The 19,544-nt window shown below is 50.0% G+C and carries 21 protein-coding genes and 1 tRNA gene; 17 read left to right on the forward strand and 5 right to left on the reverse strand.

Annotated elements, in window-relative coordinates; genetic code table 11:
- The first annotated feature begins 3 nt into the window (after positions 1-3).
- From ptsP to G491_RS0110480, 12 genes are all read left to right on the forward strand, one after another.
- The gene (gene ptsP / locus G491_RS0110420; protein WP_028314554.1) at positions 4-2,262 is read left to right on the forward strand and encodes a phosphoenolpyruvate--protein phosphotransferase; all 2,259 of its coding nucleotides are present in this window, start codon (positions 4-6) and stop codon (positions 2,260-2,262) included.
- Positions 2,263-2,444: 182 nt separating this feature from the next.
- Complete coding sequence (locus G491_RS0110425) at positions 2,445-3,863, forward strand: sigma-54 interaction domain-containing protein (RefSeq protein WP_028314555.1); 1,419 nt, start codon at positions 2,445-2,447, stop codon at positions 3,861-3,863.
- A 344-nt stretch (positions 3,864-4,207) separates the two neighbouring features.
- Positions 4,208-4,708 (forward strand): hypothetical protein, encoded by a 501-nt coding sequence (locus tag G491_RS0110435; protein ID WP_028314556.1) that lies wholly within the window; start codon positions 4,208-4,210, stop codon positions 4,706-4,708.
- A gap of 69 nt (positions 4,709-4,777) precedes the next feature.
- A complete protein-coding gene (locus G491_RS36530; protein WP_282705985.1) occupies positions 4,778-4,903 on the forward strand; it encodes a hypothetical protein in 126 nt (41 codons plus the stop codon).
- A gap of 140 nt (positions 4,904-5,043) precedes the next feature.
- The gene (locus G491_RS35415; protein ID WP_157468175.1) at positions 5,044-5,193 is read left to right on the forward strand and encodes a lmo0937 family membrane protein; all 150 of its coding nucleotides are present in this window, start codon (positions 5,044-5,046) and stop codon (positions 5,191-5,193) included.
- 63 nt (positions 5,194-5,256) lie between these two features.
- On the forward strand, positions 5,257-5,379 hold the full coding sequence (locus G491_RS36535; protein ID WP_282705986.1) for a hypothetical protein: 123 nt from the start codon (positions 5,257-5,259) through the stop codon (positions 5,377-5,379).
- Between the two features lie 90 nt (positions 5,380-5,469).
- Positions 5,470-6,492, forward strand: coding sequence for an OmpA family protein (locus G491_RS30280; protein WP_051327169.1), 1,023 nt, complete (start codon positions 5,470-5,472; stop codon positions 6,490-6,492).
- Positions 6,489-6,716 carry a hypothetical protein gene (locus G491_RS0110460; RefSeq protein WP_028314557.1) on the forward strand — a complete coding sequence of 76 codons (228 nt, stop codon included), beginning with the start codon at positions 6,489-6,491 and terminating at the stop codon, positions 6,714-6,716. The genes G491_RS30280 and G491_RS0110460 overlap by 4 nt, the downstream gene beginning before the upstream one ends.
- A 35-nt stretch (positions 6,717-6,751) precedes the next feature.
- Positions 6,752-7,324, forward strand: a complete 573-nt coding sequence (locus G491_RS33715; RefSeq protein WP_028314558.1) for a hypothetical protein — start codon at positions 6,752-6,754, stop codon at positions 7,322-7,324.
- Between the two features lie 95 nt (positions 7,325-7,419).
- Positions 7,420-7,569 (forward strand): lmo0937 family membrane protein, encoded by a 150-nt coding sequence (locus G491_RS35420; protein WP_157468178.1) that lies wholly within the window; start codon positions 7,420-7,422, stop codon positions 7,567-7,569.
- A gap of 62 nt (positions 7,570-7,631) precedes the next feature.
- Positions 7,632-8,075 (forward strand): hypothetical protein, encoded by a 444-nt coding sequence (locus G491_RS33720; protein ID WP_051327170.1) that lies wholly within the window; start codon positions 7,632-7,634, stop codon positions 8,073-8,075.
- Between the two features lie 38 nt (positions 8,076-8,113).
- Complete coding sequence (locus G491_RS0110480; RefSeq protein ID WP_028314559.1) at positions 8,114-8,425, forward strand: BON domain-containing protein; 312 nt, start codon at positions 8,114-8,116, stop codon at positions 8,423-8,425.
- Between the two features lie 562 nt (positions 8,426-8,987).
- Here the strand turns inward: G491_RS0110480 and G491_RS33725 are convergent.
- The 3 genes from G491_RS33725 to G491_RS35425 all read right to left on the reverse strand — a co-directional run bounded on the left by G491_RS33725 (position 8,988) and on the right by G491_RS35425 (position 12,657).
- Entirely contained in the window at positions 8,988-10,043 is a 1,056-nt protein-coding gene (locus tag G491_RS33725; RefSeq protein WP_028314560.1) for a tyrosine-type recombinase/integrase, read from the reverse strand.
- A gap of 437 nt (positions 10,044-10,480) precedes the next feature.
- Positions 10,481-11,977 (reverse strand): hypothetical protein, encoded by a 1,497-nt coding sequence (locus G491_RS0110490; protein WP_028314561.1) that lies wholly within the window; start codon positions 11,975-11,977, stop codon positions 10,481-10,483.
- Between the two features lie 11 nt (positions 11,978-11,988).
- Complete coding sequence (locus G491_RS35425; protein WP_157468181.1) at positions 11,989-12,657, reverse strand: HNH endonuclease family protein; 669 nt, start codon at positions 12,655-12,657, stop codon at positions 11,989-11,991.
- Between the two features lie 241 nt (positions 12,658-12,898).
- Here G491_RS35425 and G491_RS33730 point away from each other — a divergent pair, with 241 nt between their 5' ends.
- Positions 12,899-13,555 (forward strand): DUF6904 family protein, encoded by a 657-nt coding sequence (locus tag G491_RS33730; RefSeq protein WP_051327171.1) that lies wholly within the window; start codon positions 12,899-12,901, stop codon positions 13,553-13,555.
- Positions 13,556-13,654: 99 nt separating this feature from the next.
- Positions 13,655-14,722 (forward strand): PDDEXK family nuclease, encoded by a 1,068-nt coding sequence (locus G491_RS0110505; RefSeq protein WP_028314563.1) that lies wholly within the window; start codon positions 13,655-13,657, stop codon positions 14,720-14,722.
- Positions 14,723-15,079: 357 nt separating this feature from the next.
- Here G491_RS0110505 and G491_RS0110515 read toward each other — a convergent pair.
- Together G491_RS0110515 and serC are read right to left on the reverse strand one after the other, a co-directional pair.
- Positions 15,080-15,156 (reverse strand) — tRNA-Pro (locus tag G491_RS0110515).
- Positions 15,157-15,239: 83 nt separating this feature from the next.
- Entirely contained in the window at positions 15,240-16,325 is a 1,086-nt protein-coding gene (gene serC, locus G491_RS0110520; RefSeq protein ID WP_028314564.1) for a 3-phosphoserine/phosphohydroxythreonine transaminase, read from the reverse strand.
- 224 nt (positions 16,326-16,549) lie between these two features.
- On the opposite strand from serC, the gene serA reads away from it, so the two are divergent.
- The 3 genes from serA to ispE are packed head-to-tail and all read left to right on the forward strand — an operon-like array spanning position 16,550 to position 19,480.
- Positions 16,550-18,130, forward strand: coding sequence for a phosphoglycerate dehydrogenase (gene serA, locus G491_RS0110525; protein WP_028314565.1), 1,581 nt, complete (start codon positions 16,550-16,552; stop codon positions 18,128-18,130).
- Positions 18,131-18,157: 27 nt separating this feature from the next.
- A complete protein-coding gene (locus G491_RS30305; protein ID WP_084511479.1) occupies positions 18,158-18,616 on the forward strand; it encodes a DUF1844 domain-containing protein in 459 nt (152 codons plus the stop codon).
- Between the two features lie 6 nt (positions 18,617-18,622).
- Positions 18,623-19,480 (forward strand): 4-(cytidine 5'-diphospho)-2-C-methyl-D-erythritol kinase, encoded by an 858-nt coding sequence (gene ispE / locus G491_RS0110535; protein ID WP_028314566.1) that lies wholly within the window; start codon positions 18,623-18,625, stop codon positions 19,478-19,480.
- The last annotated feature ends 64 nt before the right edge of the window (positions 19,481-19,544 follow it).

The following is a 19,544-nucleotide window of genomic DNA, read 5'->3' on the forward strand; positions in this document are numbered from 1 at the left end:
CCTATGGTCACAAGCTCAAGACAAATCGTGAACGAGGTCAACAACACGACGCATTTGGATGAGGCGCTGTCGCTGGTCGTGAAGCATTCCAGATCGTTCATGGGGGCGGATGCATGCTCCGTCTATATTTGTGACAAACAAAACGGCCGGTTTAACCTCATGGCGTTTGACGGCGCGATGTCCGACGCAATCGGCAATACTCAGGTCGGGAGCAACGAAGGACTGGTGGGATGGGTGGCGGCGCATGAAGAAGTCATCAACTTGTCAAATGCCGCCGATCATCCCGGCTTCCAGGGTATATCTAATATAAATGACGGGCCTTTTTACGGATTCATGGGCGTGCCCATCATACAGCATGGAAGGGCCGTAGGCGTCCTGGCGGCGCAAAGGTTTGAACGGCGCAGCTTCAGCGATGACGATGTAGCTTTTTTTTCGACCCTGGCTTTTCAGCTTGGCGAGGCCATACATCACCTTCTGGCCAAATGGGAATTAAGCCGGCGGCTGAGTGAACCTTCTCGCGGAAGAATGCGTATTCTTGGAATCCCTTGCGCGCCGGGCCTGTCGACGGGTAATATTGTGCTCTCCCAACCTGCGGATTTACAATCGACGCCAGACCGCATCGCACAGGATATCCAATCGGAACTTAATGCCTTTCAAGCTGCATTGATCGCCGCCAAAAACGAATTACATGCAGGCAAGGAACGCATGCGCATCCATTTGGCAGACGAGGCGCTGTCCCTGTTCGATGCCTACATGATGATGCTTGAATCAGATAAGCTGACCAGCGGTGCGACGGCGCGTATCCGAAACGGCCAATGGGCGCGAGGGGCGCTGCGAGACACCATTTCCGAAATGGCGCAAGTTTTTGAGAAAATGGAGAATCCCTATCTTGCTGCACGCGCCGAAGATATCCGAACCATCGGCCAGCAGGTTCTTGTCCATTTACAGCAGGCCGCACCTGGGTCCAGGACATACCCAAAGCAATGCATCCTGGCGGGATGGGAAGTCAGTCTGGCCGAAATTTCAAACGTTCCCCGCGACCAGCTGGCCGGCATTGTCAGCGTTAAAGGATCGCCATTATCCCATACGGCGATTATTTGCCGCGCAATAGGCATTCCCGCCGTAATGTGCCTGACAGACTTGGTCATCGCCAATTTCGAAGGTTGCGAAATCACGCTGGATGGTTTCCAGGGCGCCGTCTGCATCAATCCTTCGCCTGAGGATATCGAGGCGTTTCGGCAACTCATTCAGGAAGAACAGGCCATCGCCGCCCAACTTGAAACACTGCGTCAGCTGCCAGCACAAACCTTGGATGGGGCGCCGATTCCAATGCATGTCAATTTGGGGGTGGACGCCGATGATCTGTCAATGAACGCCAAAGAATATGAAGGTGTGGGCCTGTACCGCACGGAGTTTTTCTTTATTGCCCGCGACACGCTTCCCACAGAGGAGGAACAGTACCGGCTCTACCGGGATTTGCTGCAATTTTTCGCGCCAAAACCAGTGACGATCCGGACCCTGGACGCTGGGGGCGATAAGAAACTGCCATTTTTCACCATCGCTGAAACCAATCCTTTTCTGGGGCGGCGCGGGATACGCTTCACCCTTGATCACACCGAGATTTTCTTGACCCAATTGCGGGCGTTGCTGCGCGCCAATGCCGGAATCGGGAATCTGCAGATCCTTTTCCCCATGATCAGCAGGATTTATGAGATTGACGCGGCCCTTGGCCTGCTGGACCGCGCCTATTCAGACCTCACGGAGGAAGGCCGTGCCGCTGCAAAACCTCAGATCGGCGCCATGATCGAAGTGCCTTCAGCCGTTTATGTCATCGCCGAACTGGCCAGGCGGGTTGATTTTTTCTCCATTGGAACCAATGACCTCACCCAGTTTCTTCTCGCCATGGACAGAAGCAACCCTTGGGGGCAGGGCTTCAACGACAACCTTCACCCCTCCGTCGTCCATGTCGTTGACGATATCGTCCAAAGAGCCCATCGTAAAAACAAACCGGTCGGTGTATGCGGTGAAATGGCGGGGGATCCGGCATCCGCCCTTCTGCTCATCGGCCTTGGGGTTGATTCCCTGAGCATGACCCCCTCCAGCCTGCCGCGCATCAAATGGACCATCCGAAACTTTACCATGCAGCAGGCGCGCGGGCTGGCCGACAGTGCGCTAAAGATTGACAATGAAGCCGATACTCAACGGCTGTTGAATCATGCCCTGAATACCGCTGGCCTTAGTGTGCTCGTGCGTGAAACTTGACCTCATAAAACACAAAAAGAGTAATGCCCATGAACAGATGCGAAAAGCCAAGGTTTTCAAAGCAACAGATTGGTCCGAGGTATACTCCCATCGGCCCTTGGGAAAATAATTGATGCCATCTAAATTTTCCGCTACAATCATTTTACTCTTAAGCCTAACTGCGACAAAGATGGAATCATCCAATGATAAAAATCTTTCTGGAAATTCATAAGAGCATCCTGGGCTCAATTCGCGAACCCTTGATCCTTCTGGATTCCAGGTTAAAAGTCGTAACGGCCAATTCCGCTTTTTACCGGATATTCAGAGTCGAACCCTCCGAAACCGAGGGCGTGCTGATATACGATCTGGGCAACCGGCAATGGGACATCCCCGACTTAAGAGAATTGCTGGAAGATATCCTTCCTCAAAATGCCGGCTTTCACGATTTTGAAGTGGAACATGATTTTGAAACCATCGGGCGCAAGATCATGCATCTGAACGCCAGGCGAATCTACGATCAAGGAGATCAAACCCAATTGATTCTACTAGCCATCGAGGATGTGACCGAACGCGAATACTATAAAAAACACCTTGAGGATCTGGTTGAAGAGCGAACGGCCGAAATACGAAAACTCAAGGAGCAGCTCGAAGCCGAGAGGGCCTATCTTCAGGATGAAATCAAACTGGTCTACAACCACGAAGACATTATCGGTAAGAGCGATGCCATTAATTATGTGTTTTATAAAGTGGAACAAATCGCCGGCACCGATACAAACGTGTTGATTCTCGGAGAAACCGGAACCGGCAAGGAATTGGCGGCCCGCGCTATTCATGGAACAAGCCTGCGCAACAAACGCACCCTGGTCAAAATGAATTGCGCCGCCCTGCCTTCGAATCTGATTGAAAGCGAACTCTTTGGCCATGAAAAAGGCGCCTTCACCGGCGCGCAATCCAGGCGGTTGGGGCGTTTCGAAGTCGCCGACCGCGCGACCCTGTTTTTGGATGAGATCGGTGAATTGCCGCTGGAACTGCAACCCAAACTGCTCCGAGTGATTGAAGACGGGGAGTTCGAACGCCTGGGCAGTTCCGAAACCAAAAAGGTGGATGTGCGCATCATTGCCGCCACCAACCGCGATCTCCAGGCCGAGGTCCAAAAAGGTTCTTTCCGGGAGGATCTTTGGTACCGGCTGAATGTTTTCCCGATCACCATGCCGCCATTGCGTGAACGCCTGGACGACATCCCACTGTTGGTAAATTTTTATATTGATAGGATTTCAAGAAGACTGGGTAAAGACATCAAGATGATCCCGGCAGGCGTGATGGATATACTGTGTCAATACCACTGGCCCGGCAATGTTCGCGAGTTGGAAAATGTCCTCGAAAGGGCCGTAATCAACTCCTCCGGCCCCAAGCTGAGATTGGTGGATGCTCTTAAAAACCCGCGCAAGGATGCGCCCAGGCCAGATCAAACCCTGGAACAGGTTGAACGCGACTATATTAAGCGAGTACTGGATCAGACCGGGTGGAAAGTGAGCGGCAAAGACAGCGCGGCTGAAATCCTTGGTCTGGAACGCAGCACCTTGCGCGCCCGCATGCGCAAACTCAATATTCGCAAGCCGTAAACCCTCCATTACAATTTCAAACCGCATTTACTTTCAACACCCCTGCAAGAAATAAATTAAAAAAAGGGTCGTATATGACCATTGGTTGCATATGACCTTCTCAAGAAGGTGCCAATAGGTTCCCCGTACATTTTGTTCTGCTGATTAATCCTGTCAATTCAGATGGATAAACCCATAATAGCGCGCCTTAAAATACTGGCATGAAGATTGAAGTATAAGGATGCATTTGCATGATGATTTTCCTTGGCGCATCGTGCCGGATGACGCGGGCCTGCCGAATAAATGGCCCCTGAATCAGGCTTTGAGCGCGATCAATATCTGATATCGGATCAGGAGATAGGGCTATGTGCAATAAGAGAATCTGCAACTTGGCGGTAGTCCCAGCAATGGTATTGCTTTTTTTATTGGCTTCGAATGCCTTGGGTCAGGACGTGACGAGTTCCGGAGGTCACAGAGAGGGATACGGCGCTTACGGGATGATGGGTCAGAATCCGGATGAAATCCTGGAATACGGCCATTCCATGATGCGATATGGTTTTCGGGAAAGCGGGATGCCGAGCGGATCCAGCAAATATCCAGGATATGATGGGCATTTAAGCGATGCAACTATTAAAATGCTCAACGTCGAGCAAGAGGCCTTTATCAAAGCCACTGAAACGCTTAGGCAAACGATCTATGAAAAGGAGTTGTACCTGAAAGCGGAGCTTGTCAAGAAGCAGCCGGATGTCGTCACGGCGCTGGGTTTTCAGAAAGAAATTTCCGAGGCGCGCGGCCAGTTCGAACAAAGGATGATTGAACACTTGATACAGATGAAAATGATAAACCTGGAAGCTGAAAAAAAATAGAGCATCTGAACGATTACCAGGTAACCGATGATTACCTTTCGAGGAAACCAGTAACGAGAAGAGGTCACAATGGGCGACAAAGGGAAAAAAGATAAAGGCAAGCGCGAAGAGCAGAAGAAAGGCAAACACTCCTTGAAGGAGAAACGCAAACAAAAAAAAGATAAAACGGCTCCATTTCAAATAAATGCTAAATGACCACATCCATTGTGGGGACGGTCAATGGCAGGGTCGGCAAGACTCACATGAAATTATTCAGGACGAACGGTAAGTTCGGGAGCGATGCACGGCCCACCCATTCGCATGCACCGTCTCGATAGACCGGAAAGGATAATCCTATGCTGTGGACAATCGCCGTATTTCTCATCGTTATGTGGACGCTCGGATTGATCACCTCGTACACGATGGGCGGGTTCATTCATGTCCTTTTTGTAATCGCAGTGGTCGTGGTTCTCACACGGGTCATCCAGGGCCGTCGGCTGCTTTGAAGTTGAAGGCGATTGGGTTCCGCAGCGACGATTGAAGATTGGACGGCCTTCGAGGGAAGCATCATGGCCAATGGCGACATCTCGGTCAATACCGGCGCCCAGATCACTGACCGTTTATTGGCCGGGGCTCAACCATCAGGAGCTGGCGGAATTACCCTGATCTCCGCCACCATCATTATGCCCTAAGGCACGAGGTGTCGGTCGATCGACAAGACACATGGGGTCTTCCCGCATCACGACAATACGGGAAGGCCCACTTGGAAAGGAGAATTCTCCATGCGAAAAAAAATGATGCTCTTAGCGCTCGCTATATTTGTGTTTGCTCTCGCCACCCCTTCCTTGGCTGAGAACCGAGCTGGCGCTGTAACCCTGTCGCCGTTTATTGGCGGTTACGTGTTTGATTGTCCTGAGTGCCTGGACAACGACTGGTACTTTGGACTGCGCGGCGGTTACAATTTTACCGAGCACTGGGGAATAGAGGGCCTTTTAGGCTACGTCCCCACTGAAAGCAACGCACACAGTTACAACGGCCAGGACGTTGACGTGTATCGCTACGGGGTGGAGGGCCTGTATCATTTCATGCCGAAAAGCAATTTTGTGCCGTTTGTCGCTATTGGTTTTGGAGGCAAGCGCGTGGACGGACCGTCGGGCTACGATGACGACAAACGAGGAATGTTCGATTATGGAGTTGGGCTCAAGTACTTTGTCTCAAAAAATGTGGCCTTGCGGGCCGATGTCCGGCACGACTTGTATTACGAGTCCGACGACCTCGACAATAATCTGGAATATACCGCCGGCCTGACCATTCTGTTCGGGGGGAGCAAAAAAATAATGGAGGCCGCTGCCCCGCCCCCTCGCATAGAGGAGACTGAACCTGTGCATGTAGCGGCGCCTTTACCTACAACGGTTTCCGAACCAACGCCGAAAGCGATTCTGGTCGAGTTCACGGACACGCATTTTGAATTCAACAAATCGGCCCTCACTCCGCAAGGAAAAGAGGTTCTGGCCGCAAACATCCGAACCCTGAAAGCCAACCCGGACATGAATATCCTGGTTGCGGGCTATACCTCCGCCAGCGGTTCCGAGGAATACAATCAGAAGCTGAGCGAAAGAAGGGCGACCACTGTCAGGGATGCTCTTATCCAAGGAGGCATTGCTCCGGAAAGACTCACTAAAATCGGATATGGCGAGAAACGGCCAGCCACGTTTGAACCATATCCTTGGGACCTTGAGTCGAAGGCAGCCAAGTCCAACATGAGAGTTCTGTTCACAATCATCGTGAAAGAGGGAAAGAAATGAACACAATCAAAATAGCGGCAGTCGTTCTGATCGCGGCAGGCATTCTGGGCTTGGCGTATGGCGGTTTTGTGTACACCAAGGAAACTCATACAGCCAAACTGGGGGGGATTGAACTGTCGGTCAAGGACCGGGAGACGGTCAACATCCCGGTCTGGGCCGGCGTAGGAGCGATCGTTGCCGGTGCGTTGCTCCTTGTGGTTCCGCTCGGTGGGAAAAACAGATGACCATGAGCGCGTGAACAAGAAAAGGATAACACTCCATGAAATCGAAACAATTGATGGGATTGACGCTATTCGGGATCACTGCTTTATGGTTGAGCATTCTGATCCTTCCGGCAGGTGCGGAGATGAATGTCCAGGTGGGGATTAACCTGCCTCCCTTTATCCAATTTTCCGCTCCTCCCGAGATGATCGTGCTGCCTGAGACCGATGTTTATGTTGTGCCGGACGTACAAGATGACATTTTCTTCTATGACGGCTGGTGGTGGCGTCCATGGAAAGGTAATTGGTATCGTTCACAGAGCCACGACAGGGATTGGGCTCATTTTTCCGGAGTCCCGGTATTTTATAACGAGGTGCCAAAGGAGTGGAGGCAACACTACAAGAACCATGATTGGAAAGGCCGCCGCTGGCAATACGAACGCATTCCCCACCAACAGGTGCAACAAAACTGGCAAGGTTGGAAAAAGGACAAGCATTGGAAAAACAATAAGAACTGGGGAGTTGAAGAGTCGAATTTCCAGCAGCAAGAGCATGGGCAACAACCCCAGGTCCAGGAGCAAGGAAACCAAGGGAAAGGTCATGGCGGTAAAGGGAAGGGACACGGGAAATAAGGACTCAAAGCCCCATGACCTTCGAGTAAACCAAAATTCCGGAGCATATGTCCCCAACCGACAATAGACCGACTCGATTAGGGAGGAAAAACAAAATGTTATGGACCGTTGTCGCAGCATTGCTAATCCTGTGGCTTTTGGGGATTACAACCCACGTCACGGCTGGAGGACTTATTCATGTGTTAGTGGTAGTCGCCATTATCGTGGTGCTGCTTAGGGTTATTCAAGGGCGGAAGCCGTTCTAAAAAGCAACTCAGCCCAATTCACGTCATGCAACATTGCGTGAGACGAGAAAGGAGCCATTTCAATGCAAAAAAAGAGAAGTTGGAAAAAAACCATAGGTCTTCTAGTCCTGGTGCTCTTCCTGGTACAGACGGTCTCATGCGGCTATTTCATGTACCCGGGGCGCAGGGGACAAACAGGCGGACGGGTGGATGCCGGCGTGGCGGTCATGGATGGCCTCTGCTTGCTGCTTTTCATAATTCCCGGGGTTGTCGCCTTTGCCGTGGACTTCAGCTCCGGCGCCATCTACATCCCCGGGAGCCGTGCAGAGCAAAAGAATGGAGAAACAACCGTTGTATTGGCCGATCCAAAGGACCTGAACGAGGCGGCCCTGGAGCAGATCATCCATGAGCAAACGGGTCTGACCATTGAACTCAAAAACGCCATCATGAAACCTCTGGACGCTGAAACTCCCGACCGTATTGGTCAGGTGTTGGATGACCTGGAGCAACACGGCAACATCGGATAGGAAATAATTCCCAAAACTTGAAGAAGGAGAAAATTCTTATGAACCACGTAAAAGGTGTTTCTGCGGTTCTTATCGCTATGTTCCTGATTCTTTCCATAGGATGCGCATCCACTTCAAGCAGAGAGGGAACCGGAGAATACGTAGATGACAGTGTCATCACCGCAAAGGTCAAGGCCGCAATTTTCAATGAGCCTTCCTTGAAGTTATTCGAGATCAATGTCGAAACTTTCAAGGGCGTCGTTCAATTGAGCGGTTTCGTAAGTTCCCGGGCCGATATTTATAAGGCGGTCGAGGTCGCCCAAGGTGTCGGAGGGGTGAAGTCGGTTAAAAATGGCATGGCGGTTAAGTAACAGTCGAAGAGTTTTTCATACATAAAAGGGGCCTCACGTGAGTATTGCCGGAAGGCAGGCCATGATGATTTCATGGATAGTTCGGCAAAATGCACCAGCGCCTCCTTGAACCTGTGACAAGTGGTTTTTAGGACAGTCGGGTTTCGGATATATTACATATGTTATATCTATTTGAAGCTATGGGAAATATTGGATTATATAGGGAATGAGCTCTTGGTTGCATTGAAACTATCCTTAGATATTGCCAATGGGCATATTTTATAGATTTGTTAAGTATATTAACCATTTACTCTGGAAACAGGAAGAGTCCCAAATGGATGGATGATATTGCTGATGGCAGCCCATTGGTAGCCGGGCAAGAAAAAGGGCGATGCGGTGATTTTCACCGATCGCCCAAGATCTTCATTTTGCTTTGTTTTTTTGGTCGGGGCGAGAGGATTTGAACCTCCGACCCCTTGAACCCCATCAAGCGAGGGGGATTAGGCAACTTGCTGCCCTTGTTCTAAATCCTTACGCCTAAAAATTTTTCGTCAAGTTTTTGCCGGGATAAAGGGCTCTATCATCATGATTCCGGTTTGTCCGCATCATTTTCAAGAATCTTGCTTATGAAACTGGATACTGCGTTAGAAGCGTCTCTCTTTCCGGCTGTCATAATATGCGCGTACTTTTCCGTGGTCCTTATTGAGCTATGCCCCAGAAGCTCTTGAAGAATCCTAATGTCCTTGGACACAAGGAGCGAATAGGTCGCATAGGTGTGACGCAGATCGTGGAATCGGAAGTCTTTGATTTCAGCATCCTTCAACGCGGCTTTCCATGCCTTTTTGATATCCACAAGCGGTTTTCCCGTATGCTTGTTTTCAAAGACAAACCCGGACTCGTGCTGCTGCAAGTTTTGTTTGAAGATCATTTCCAGTTCGCCGGGCAGAGGGATTGTCAATGGCCTCTTTCCTTTCGTTTCACTGCCGGGCACGGTGATAAGCTGATTTCCAAAATCCAAATGCCGTTTATGAAGGTTTAAAATCTCCCCTTTCCGCATTCCAGTCAGAATAGCCGTTAAAACTATTTCACGAAGCACTCCCGTGGCTTTTGACATGAGCGCGGATAACTCCTCTTTGCTCAAGTATCGGGTGCGGGGGAACTCATCGAATTTGTCGAAGCCGTCAAATGGGTTTGGTTTGACGCCTGCTTTGTTGTAAGCGGCACGGGCATAGAACATGTGTCGGTTTATGGTGGGGCCGGACAACCCTTCATCCCATTTCTGCTTCTGATAACGCTTAACGTCCGAAGGGGAAATGGTGAGCTTCCCTCTAAAGAATGATTCAAAGTGGTGTTTGAGATACCTGAATGACTCCCATGTTTTGGGGCGGTGCATTTCCAGATAGTCCGCATACTCCTTAAATACCTGGCCGGGAGACTTGCTGGTTTGCCTTCTCCTGGGACTTTCTGCGCTGGTGAGAATACGCGCCCATATCTCATCCAACCGCTGTTGTGCTTCGCGCTTATTCATTTCTGATTTAGCGCCTATGTATCCTCGGTATCGCTTACCTTTGACGGTAAAGTCATAGTACCACCATGGAATGCTCTTACGCTCTACAATGAAAGGTGTTTTTCTAATCATGTGAGATAGTTATGTCATATATATCCACAAAGCACAACAACTATTTTTATTGATATAGAAAAAACTGATAGTATAGAATACATATTGAATATTTGAAGTCAAATAATGGAATCAATTTTCCAAAAATTATAAACAAAAAACCATATTTTGAGTTAGATTTGAATACTGTGAATAATTTTTTATATATTTATTAAATATTGATGAATGACTTTTCAAACTTTTGAAACTATAGATTAGAAATATTTTTAGATATGAATCTCTTAATGAATGGCTATTCAGGATAAGTTACGTTGGGGCAACTGAGAAATTCGATCCATAGGTGGTTTTACCGAAAGCCCTGGCGAGATTAAAGGCTCTCTCAGTGGAGACGCCCCGGCAGAAGGAAGGAAGCCTGACATCTATTTTCGCCGGGAATCGCTCCAAACAATAATCTTACTTTAAGAACCTAAGTCATCCAGCATCGCCTTTGTAATGCCCATCTTCGTTGACAAGTCCAGTGGAGGATGACCAATATCCATAAGGCTCCCGAACATGGTAAACCGCCCAATCTCACATGTAATGCCCATTCCGTTTCTCGCTAAGCGCTCATTGACCAACGTGGTTATTCTTATAGCCAAATCCCTATCATCGATAGGAATGCCGGTATAAGAACCTCTGGCAAGGCTTGCAGAGACCATCAGAAGACCTCGGTTTTTACGTGAGCCGTCCTCTGATCTTATAACTGACTGCGCTGGACTGAACGGTGTTCGTGCACTAAAAGAGATAGACGAAAAAGGTTTAAGTGTCATATAAAGTTCTGTGCTTTGGGGAACGGCCGCCTCTAAAACCGGAAACACCGCTATCCTCCCATCACAATAGTCTTCTATAACCCTCTCAACAAGGTGGTGTGCGGGAATACCCCTCAAGGATTGTCCATTGTTCTCCTTGTATAGTACGCGCACCGGCGCCCCTAAAATCTGAATATCGTAGAGGCTTGTTACAACGATTTGTTTGAGAGATTCCTTCACCCCCAACCATACGGTAAATTTAAGACTATCATCTCGGAGAATTTCAGTGAGAAAAGAAAGACCATATCTGTCACCTTTAATATCTCTATCAATTTGATAGGCAATTGCATAGTTCCCAAGAGTTTGAATCAGAGGCCGTTTTTTGTTCGGCTGCGAGTCTCTAATTAATGCCAGTATGTTGATTATGTTATATAATTCTGGTTGATATTGAATATAGGGAACATTGCCATTAACAAGATGCGAGAGCATATCTTTGGGCGGAGGGACTGTTTTTCTCCTGTTTAGTGTGGCGTGGATAGGTTCACTGGCTTTTATTTGTTTTCCAACAGAGGGATTCCTCCCTCGGAGAAAGGCGATTTTTTCTGCCATATCGCTTGCAACATCATATAAACTCATAGTGCTGCTGTCTTTAAACCATAAGCCGCCCGTAATTACTCCGTATGAGTTTCCCGAAACGGAAGCGATCTCTTCACAAGAGGCTGGGCATTCCCTTATATGCCTCAGGCTCCCTATTAAATCCGATAAAAAACAATCTACCTTTCTTGGGACTCGTGCCCCCGAAGCAAACCCATGCAATGGAAGATATACATCCCTACCAATTTCCATAATTGATTGTTGTATCCCAGGACACAGTTTTTCAACGGTTTTAGGTACTACGATTCTTGTGTCCTGCGGACATTGAGAGGATAAAATCCACAAAATGGTTTTTTCAATAACGTTTGATGAAGGCTGCTCTGAATAAAGACGAAAATGGACACAGTTCCTTTCTTCGTTAAAAAGCACTATTCGCCATATCGGTTGACGCGGTTTGCTTTTTTGATATTTTAGTTCTCCTGACTTTAGCTGATAGTAGTGGGGAGATGATCCGACAAGCAACTTAAGAAATCCGTTTGAATGTCTATCGCCAGCGTTTGCTTCCAACTCCATGTTTAATCTCCTCAACACCGCCCAAAATGTTTCATGAAAAGAGCATCAATTTTTTTTTCATCCATAATTTGAAAAATCCTTGATTTTGCATGGTTAGAAGTGGGGTAGGTGTCTTTGCCAGAAATCCTATCTTCGCACTTAAGGGAAATAACCGAAATTTCATATTTATCACCAACAGAAATTATTTCGATTTTGTACTTTCCCTTGCGGATATATTCAATGTTGCCATCGCTTTTCCATCGCGGCGATTTACAAAAATTTTTCCTTCTTCTCGTAAAAGAAGACCCCTTCTTATTTCCTGTGAGTCTGTCGCAGCAATCCGTTCCAACTCCAATTGGAGCCCATTTTTGGTGGTGCAAATAATATACATGGCGAATTTGTGTCTCGCAGAACTCACAATATCCAGACAAGTCACCTAAGTCCTCATATCCCATGAAACCCCAACCATGTACTGGAAGGGTTATATCATGTTCAGCAGCGTGACATCGCTTACAAAGCGTCTCACACGCCTCATGGGGATATTCCCACGGGAGACGATGACTTTCATAATATGTATGATGAACTTGGAGTATAACCCCATCACTTTGTTGCTTTCCACAGCGTACACATTGCCCATCATCCAGATCAATAATATGGTCTCTAAACTTTATCCATTCAGGATGCTTATAAAGATTCCCCATTTTTGAACTCCCAGTTCACTTTTTGATGTAAATAAAGTGGTATTATTTTTTTAAAATGAAGTCAATATCAAATCCATTATTCCGGAAAGTTTACTTAAAACAATTAGCATAAAATTCAGTGATTTATATTTAATAGAACATATTCATCTGGCTCCTTTGCTTGATTCCTGCTCACAATTTTGATATTTTTTTGCCTGTTTTCATATCTTTAGATATTGTAATTTATATGGAGGAGGCATTCTTGATAATCTCTGAACCCACTCGATATGGTGCCGGGATGTATCTCTATGGAGACTATTGGGATCTTCACAGTCTTCATAAATTGATCCATCGTTTGGCAGACGGATATCCTATCGAAGGAGAACTGGTGGATTTCTTGCTAAGTCTGGCCTATGAAATACGGCATGCATACCAAGGAGATCGCTTAGAGGAGAGCTTCGGATTCGACGAGTTAGATCAAGTCAATTACAGGGGGGTGCCTTTACTATGGCCCGTACTTATACCGCAAATAGGTTTGTTACGATGGGCGGCCGCGTATCATCCAACCTCGAAAAAAGATCAAGCGACCCTGCTGATTCTTGAACATTGTGTCGAGGACTCCTTAATAGAATATGACAAGTCAATAGGTGACTGTGTTTATGATCTACGAACCATGTTTGATTGGCTCAATAAAGACTATTACGTGCAGTTCGTATACAAATGTGCTTATAGCTATCTATTTGACAGCAAAGGCGGCAAAGCTCGTTTTAAAAGGTTGCCTCTCGTTTTGCGAATGATGCATCCTTCGTCGAACGAGTACAGAATTTTTGCTGAGCACCTTGAAAGCCGGGCAACAGAACTTGGGACAAGTCCGCATAATCTTCAAGATTGGTCTACTTGGCCAGATTTTAGATGGTAAAATAGGAGGCCTGATAAGTGAGACGCAACTTTCTAAAGTTGCCGCCTTGGCTGTCCTGTTCATGGCATGTTAAGGGAAATAGTTCGGATAGGAGGAGAGATGTCTTTTAATATGCAGTTATGGGAAGTTCGCAATGGCAAGTTGGTTGACCTACGGAGTTCCGCACTTGACAAAGAGGAGCGGCTGGAAAACTGGATTGCTCAAGACGCCTCAGTTCTGGGCCTTGAATTGCTGATCATTGGCCGGCAAGTGACAACCGCTTATCGAGGCATTATTGATCTCCTGGCCATTAATCGGCAGGGGGACATGGTTGTCATTGAGCTTAAAAAGCACAAGACCCCAAGGGACATTGTTTCTCAGATCTTGGATTATGCCACCTGGGTAAAGGACTTGGGCTACAAAGAAATCAACGCCATCGCATTCAAACATCTGAAGAAAAGTCTGCCCTCCGCTTTTACTGATCATTTCAACGAAAGCCTGCCTGAAACCCTTAACAACAATCACAGCATGATCATTGCAGCCGCTGAACTGGATGACGCATCTGAACGCATTGTCCAGTATTTAGCCGATGATCACGGATTGAACATCAATGTCATCTTTTTCAATTACTTCCAAAACAACGAGCAGGAAATCGTCGGCCGGGCATGGTTGATGGACCCGGAAGAGGTCAACGAGCGTTCCGAGTCTCGCAAAAAGGCTCCTTGGTCGGGTTATTGGTTTGTCAATGTTGGAGAATGCGAAAGGCGCACCTGGAAAGATAACATTCGATACAACTTCTTGGGAGCGGGTGGCGGCAAGTGGTTTTCCAACGGTCTGAAAAGGCTGCAACCCGGCGATAAGATTTTCGCCTACCTTAAGGGGGTGGGCTACGTCGGCTTTGGTGAAGTCACCCATAAAGCAGTCATGATTGACCAGTTTATGGTCAATGAAGATGGAGCCGAAAAGCCTTTGTCAGAAGCTCAGCTAACGGCTCCACAGGCCACTGATGGCCTGGCTGATCCTGATCTATCTGAATGGGCTGTCCGCGTGGTTTGGCGCAAGACGTTTTCCAAAGAAGAGGCCAAGACATTTAAAGGAGTATTCGCCAATCAGAACATTGCATGCAAACTGAGGCACCCGGAAACTGTGGAATTTTTGGTCAAGGAGTTTGATGTTTTAGAGCAGTGAAAAATTGCAGAGGGCGGCTGTCATGTTTCACCCCCTTGAATTAGTCTCATTGCGCAAAATACCATCCGCCAATTAATGTCGGCTCTGATCCTTCATCAAGTATGGCATGCTCGTTCGACGCCGGGCGCTCCTGTCATACAACAAGATGGGATAGCTTTTATACAGTATAGGTCGCCGAAAATTTGACCGTATAGTCAATGGGCAATAGCGGCCTTGTGTTTTTGGAGGGTTTTGGGAAAAAACGTGTCGAGTTTTGCGTCGACCTATGGGGGGGATGGGGGCCTATCTCAAATGGTTCTGCCCCAAAAAGAAAAAAGGAGCTTCCTTCGGAAGCCCCTTTGTTTCTTTTTGTTTTTTTGGTCGGGGCGAGAGGATTTGAACCTCCGACCCCTTGAACCCCATTCAAGTGCGCTACCAGGCTGCGCTACGCCCCGACGAAAAACGCTTTATACTCCTGCGACCGCTCTGTGTCAAGCGATCTTATCGCCTTTTTTCGGCGATTATCAAAAAAAAGAACTTAGCCGTTCTTTTTCTCGAATTCCTTCATGAAATCCACCAGGGCTTCGATGCCTTCCTGGCTCGTGGGATTGTAGATGGATGCGCGGCATCCGCCCACGGAGCGGTGGCCTTTGAGTCCGCCCAGGCCGTTTTCCAGGGCTTGGGCCACAAAGGCTTTTTCCAGGTCTTCGCTGGGGAGGCGGAAGGTCACGTTCATCAAAGAACGGGAGTCCTTGTCCGCGGTTCCGGAGTAGAAGTCGCTGGAATCGAAAATCGAGTACAGGGTGTCCGCTTTTTTGCGGTTCCTGGCTTCCATTTTCTCCAGGCCGCCGATGGTTTCCTCGATCCACTTGACCACCAGGCCCACCGTGTAAATGGCGAAGCAGGGGGGCGTGTTGTACATGGAGTTCTTGTCGGCGAACGTGGTGTACTTGAACATGGAGGGCAGGCTTGCGGGAACCCTTTCCAGCATGTCCTTGCGGATGATGGCCACGCATACGCCTGCGGGGCCCATGTTCTTTTGGGCGCCGGCGTAGATAAGGCCGAACTTGGAGACGTCTATGGGCCTGCTCAGGATGTCGGAGGACATGTCCGCGATCAGGGGGACGTTTCCTGCTTCCGGAAAATCGTTGTAGGCCGTTCCCTTAATAGTATTGTTGGAGGTAATGTGCACGTAGGCGGCATTGGGATCCAACGGAATATTTTTGGGAATGTAGCAGAAATTCCTGTCTTCGGAGGAAGCGGCCACGTTGACGGTCTTGCCCATGGCCTGGGCTTCCTTGATGGCCTTGGAGGACCATGTGCCGGTGTTCACGTAGTCGGCGGATTGGCCTTCGGGCAGCAGGTTCATGGGAACCAGCGCAAACTGGGTGCTGGCGCCGCCCTGCATGAACAGGACCTGAAAATCGTCGCCCAGGCCCATGAGGCGGTTTATTCTTTCCACGGTTTCGTTGATCACGTCGTCGAACCATTTGGAGCGATGGCTGACTTCCATGATGGACATGCCCGAGCCTTTGAAGTCCAAGAGCTCGGCCTGGATTTCTTCAAGCACCGGCAGCGGGAGGGCGGCCGGTCCTGCATTGAAATTGTGAATTCTGTTTTTCATGGTAATTGTTTTCCTTGTGGTTATGCGCCGCTTTTTTTCCCCGGCTTTAAGTAGTCCGTTTGGATACATGTTCCGATTGTGGGTGTCAAGTGTAAAATTGGCGTGAGGACCATCGCTTTGGTCTTGACATTGCCGAATATCCTATTAGTATAACAAACTTTTCCCGATAGGGCTTAAAAGGCCCCCTGGGCGGAAACTCACGCTATTAAATAATGGAGACAAAAATGAAAGTACTTGTAAGCGACAAACTCGGAGAAGCTGGAATCCAGCTCTTTGAGGAAGCCCAAGGGATCGAGGTGGACGTAAACACCGGCCTCGAACCCGCTGAGCTCAAAAAAATCATCGGCGATTACGACGCGATAGTCATCCGCAGCGCCACCAAAGTGACCGAAGAGCTTTTGGACGCCGCCCCCAACCTGAAGGTGGTGGGCCGCGCCGGCATCGGTCTGGACAATGTGGACATTCCCGCAGCCACCAAAAGGGGCGTGGTCGTTATGAACACCCCGGGGGGCAACGTCGTCACCACCGCCGAGCACGCCATATCCATGATGTTGTCCCTCACCCGCAACATCCCCCGCGGGACCGCATCCCTCAAAGCCGGCAAGTGGGACAAAAAACTGCTCCAGGGCAAGGAAATCTTCAACAAGACCCTGGGCGTCATCGGCTTCGGCAACATCGGCTCCATCGCGGCCGACAGAGCCAGAGGGCTTCGCATGAACGTGATCGTGGCCGACCCCCACGTCACGCCCGAGCGCATTGAAAAGGCCGGCTTCGAGGCCGTCAGCCTGGACGAACTGTACGAGCGCTCCGACTACATCACGGTTCACGTGCCCAAGATGAAGGAAACCATCGGCCTTCTGAACAAGGACGCCTTCGCCAAGATGAAAAAAGGCGTGATGGTCATCAACTGCGCCCGCGGCGGCATCGTGGACGAAGCGGACCTGTACGACGCCATCCAGGAAGGCAAAGTCGCCGGCGCCGCTCTGGACGTTTTCGCAACCGAGCCTCCCGGAGTCATCCCCCTGTTTGAACTGGACAACGTGATCTGCACCCCCCATCTGGGCGCCTCCACCGCGGAAGCCCAGACCAACGTTGCCGTTGCCGTGGCCGAACAAATCATCGCCTATCTCCAGACCGGCACGGTCATCAACGCAGTGAACGCTCCGTCCGTCACCGGCGACCTTCTTGAGAAGCTCAAGCCCCTCCTGACCCTGGGCGACCGCATGGGATGCCTCCAGGCTCAGTTGGCTCAAGGCCCGGTCAAGTCCATCAGCATCGAATATTATGGGGATTTCCGCGGCCTGGACCTGTCTCCGGTCACCACGGCCATCTTGAAGGGTTTCCTCACCCCAGCGCTGAAAGACGACGTCAACTTTGTCAACGCAGGCATGCTGGCCCAGGAAAGAGGCGTGAGCGTCACCGAAACCACGCAGGCCGACTCCAAGGACTTCAACAACCTGATCAAGGTTATCGCCAAGTCCGACGCCGCCACCCACACCGTGTCCGGCACCATCTACGGCAAGGCCGAGCCCAAGATCGTCCGCATCGACAGCTTTAGGGTGGAAATGGTGCCCGAGGGCCACGTGCTTCTGATCCACAACATCGACAAGCCCGGCGCCATCGGCAGCGTGGGCAGCATGTTGGGCGAAGCCTCCGTGAACATCGCCCGGATGCAGGTTGGTCAGGAAGAGGACGGCAACAGAAACTTCATCGTCATGGAAACCGACACGGAAACTCCTGACGATGTGGTGGCCAAATTGCGGGAGCTGCCGCTGGTCAAATCCGTAATTACGGTGGAACTCTAAAACTTATAAACCAAAGGAGTGTGCTTCATGACGGAAGACAAGGGGTTTGAGGTTCATGACAGACGCGCTTTTGCGTCCCAGGAGCCCGAAAAGGAAGAGGCCGTCCAAAAGGATGCTGACGCCGCTCCTGGCCAGGCCGAAGGGGAGCAGGCTGCTTCGGAAGAATGCCAAGCCAAGCCGGAAGAATGCCAGGCCAAGAAGGAATACAACACTGCAGGGACCGGCGCAAGCCAGGCTCTGCCGCAGGTGAACTTCCCCACCTTCATCATCTCCCTCAGCTCTTCGGTGCTGGTTTATTTGGGAGAAATGGAGGACCCGGCGACCGGGGAGACCGTGGTCAACTTGCCCGTGGCGAAACAGACCATAGACATCCTGGGAATGCTGGAAGAAAAGACCAAGGGAAACCTGTCTGATGACGAAAGCCGGCTCTTGCAGAATATTCTGTACGACCTGCGCATGCGCTACGTGGCTTTAGCCAAGAAGTAGGCGGCCATGGCGCCTGACAGGCTTGAAATATCATCCCCGGCAAAGGTCAACCTGACCTTGCGGATATGTGGCAGGCGGGACGACGGATTCCATGAGATCGAGTCTCTCATGGCGCCCATCAGCCTGAGCGACCGCGTGACCCTGGAAACCGGGGGGAGCGGAATCCGCATCCGGTGCGATGCGCCGGGGATCCCGGAGGACGAAACCAACCTGGCCTGGAGGGCCGCGGACCTTTTTTTCAAGGAACGCGGCTCCGGGCCGGGTCTTTCGATCACCCTGGAGAAAAACATCCCGGCGGGCGCCGGCCTGGGGGGCGGCAGCGGAAACGCAGCCGGCGTCCTGAACGGCCTGAATACGCTTTTGGGGAGACCGTTCTCTCTGGAAAAGCTGGCGGATATGGGCGCCCGGATAGGGTCCGACGTCCCGTTTTTTGTGTACGGCAAGCCCGCTTGGATAACCGGCGTGGGCGAAGCTATTGATTTGGTGAGAGGTCTTTATCCACACCATCTTGTGGTTGTGTTTCCCGGGATCGAGGCATCCACGGCCAAGGTATACAAAAAGTGCAATTTGGCGTTGACAAGGTGCAAAAAAATTCATAGTGTGCCTGACTTGACGGGGGACCCGGCTTATGTGGAAGGTCTGCTTTGCAATGACCTGGAGAGGCCGGCCCTGGAAGAGTATCCGGGAATAGGAAAAGCCGTGGACGCGCTTTCGCAAACCCAGGCGTTGGGAGTGCTCATGTCCGGGAGCGGAAGTTCGGTGTTCGGGCTGTTCCGGCAAGAAGCCGAAGCCGTGGAAACGCGGCGGACCCTGGAGTCCAAACATCCCGGATGGCGGGTTTTTTCCTGCCGGTTGCTCGTCTGATTCTTGTTGTCCGAACGGAGAGACGCCCTGTTCGGGCGGCGGTTAAAAAATTTGGTTATAGCTT

Source organism: Desulfatibacillum aliphaticivorans DSM 15576, from assembly GCF_000429905.1.
Lineage (GTDB): Bacteria > Desulfobacterota > Desulfobacteria > Desulfobacterales > Desulfatibacillaceae > Desulfatibacillum > Desulfatibacillum aliphaticivorans.

Bases quoted from the DNA above. Each gene is read 5' to 3' on its own strand.
- ptsP (WP_028314554.1), top strand. From the start codon at position 4: ATGGTCACAAGCTCAAGACAAATCGTGAACGAGGTCAACAACACGACG.
- G491_RS0110460 (WP_028314557.1), top strand. From the start codon at position 6,489: ATGAACACAATCAAAATAGCGGCAGTCGTTCTGATCGCGGCAGGCATT.
- G491_RS33720 (WP_051327170.1), top strand. From the start codon at position 7,632: ATGCAAAAAAAGAGAAGTTGGAAAAAAACCATAGGTCTTCTAGTCCTG.
- G491_RS0110490 (WP_028314561.1), bottom strand. From the start codon at position 11,977: ATGGAGTTGGAAGCAAACGCTGGCGATAGACATTCAAACGGATTTCTT.
- G491_RS36535 (WP_282705986.1), top strand. From the start codon at position 5,257: ATGGCCAATGGCGACATCTCGGTCAATACCGGCGCCCAGATCACTGAC.
- serA (WP_028314565.1), top strand. From the start codon at position 16,550: ATGAAAGTACTTGTAAGCGACAAACTCGGAGAAGCTGGAATCCAGCTC.
- G491_RS35415 (WP_157468175.1), top strand. From the start codon at position 5,044: ATGCTGTGGACAATCGCCGTATTTCTCATCGTTATGTGGACGCTCGGA.
- G491_RS30305 (WP_084511479.1), top strand. From the start codon at position 18,158: ATGACGGAAGACAAGGGGTTTGAGGTTCATGACAGACGCGCTTTTGCG.
- G491_RS33725 (WP_028314560.1), bottom strand. From the start codon at position 10,043: ATGATTAGAAAAACACCTTTCATTGTAGAGCGTAAGAGCATTCCATGG.
- G491_RS0110435 (WP_028314556.1), top strand. From the start codon at position 4,208: ATGTGCAATAAGAGAATCTGCAACTTGGCGGTAGTCCCAGCAATGGTA.
- G491_RS35420 (WP_157468178.1), top strand. From the start codon at position 7,420: ATGTTATGGACCGTTGTCGCAGCATTGCTAATCCTGTGGCTTTTGGGG.
- G491_RS33715 (WP_028314558.1), top strand. From the start codon at position 6,752: ATGAAATCGAAACAATTGATGGGATTGACGCTATTCGGGATCACTGCT.
- ispE (WP_028314566.1), top strand. From the start codon at position 18,623: ATGGCGCCTGACAGGCTTGAAATATCATCCCCGGCAAAGGTCAACCTG.
- G491_RS30280 (WP_051327169.1), top strand. From the start codon at position 5,470: ATGCGAAAAAAAATGATGCTCTTAGCGCTCGCTATATTTGTGTTTGCT.
- G491_RS0110505 (WP_028314563.1), top strand. From the start codon at position 13,655: ATGTCTTTTAATATGCAGTTATGGGAAGTTCGCAATGGCAAGTTGGTT.
- G491_RS0110425 (WP_028314555.1), top strand. From the start codon at position 2,445: ATGATAAAAATCTTTCTGGAAATTCATAAGAGCATCCTGGGCTCAATT.
- G491_RS35425 (WP_157468181.1), bottom strand. From the start codon at position 12,657: ATGGGGAATCTTTATAAGCATCCTGAATGGATAAAGTTTAGAGACCAT.
- G491_RS0110480 (WP_028314559.1), top strand. From the start codon at position 8,114: ATGAACCACGTAAAAGGTGTTTCTGCGGTTCTTATCGCTATGTTCCTG.
- G491_RS36530 (WP_282705985.1), top strand. From the start codon at position 4,778: ATGGGCGACAAAGGGAAAAAAGATAAAGGCAAGCGCGAAGAGCAGAAG.
- serC (WP_028314564.1), bottom strand. From the start codon at position 16,325: ATGAAAAACAGAATTCACAATTTCAATGCAGGACCGGCCGCCCTCCCG.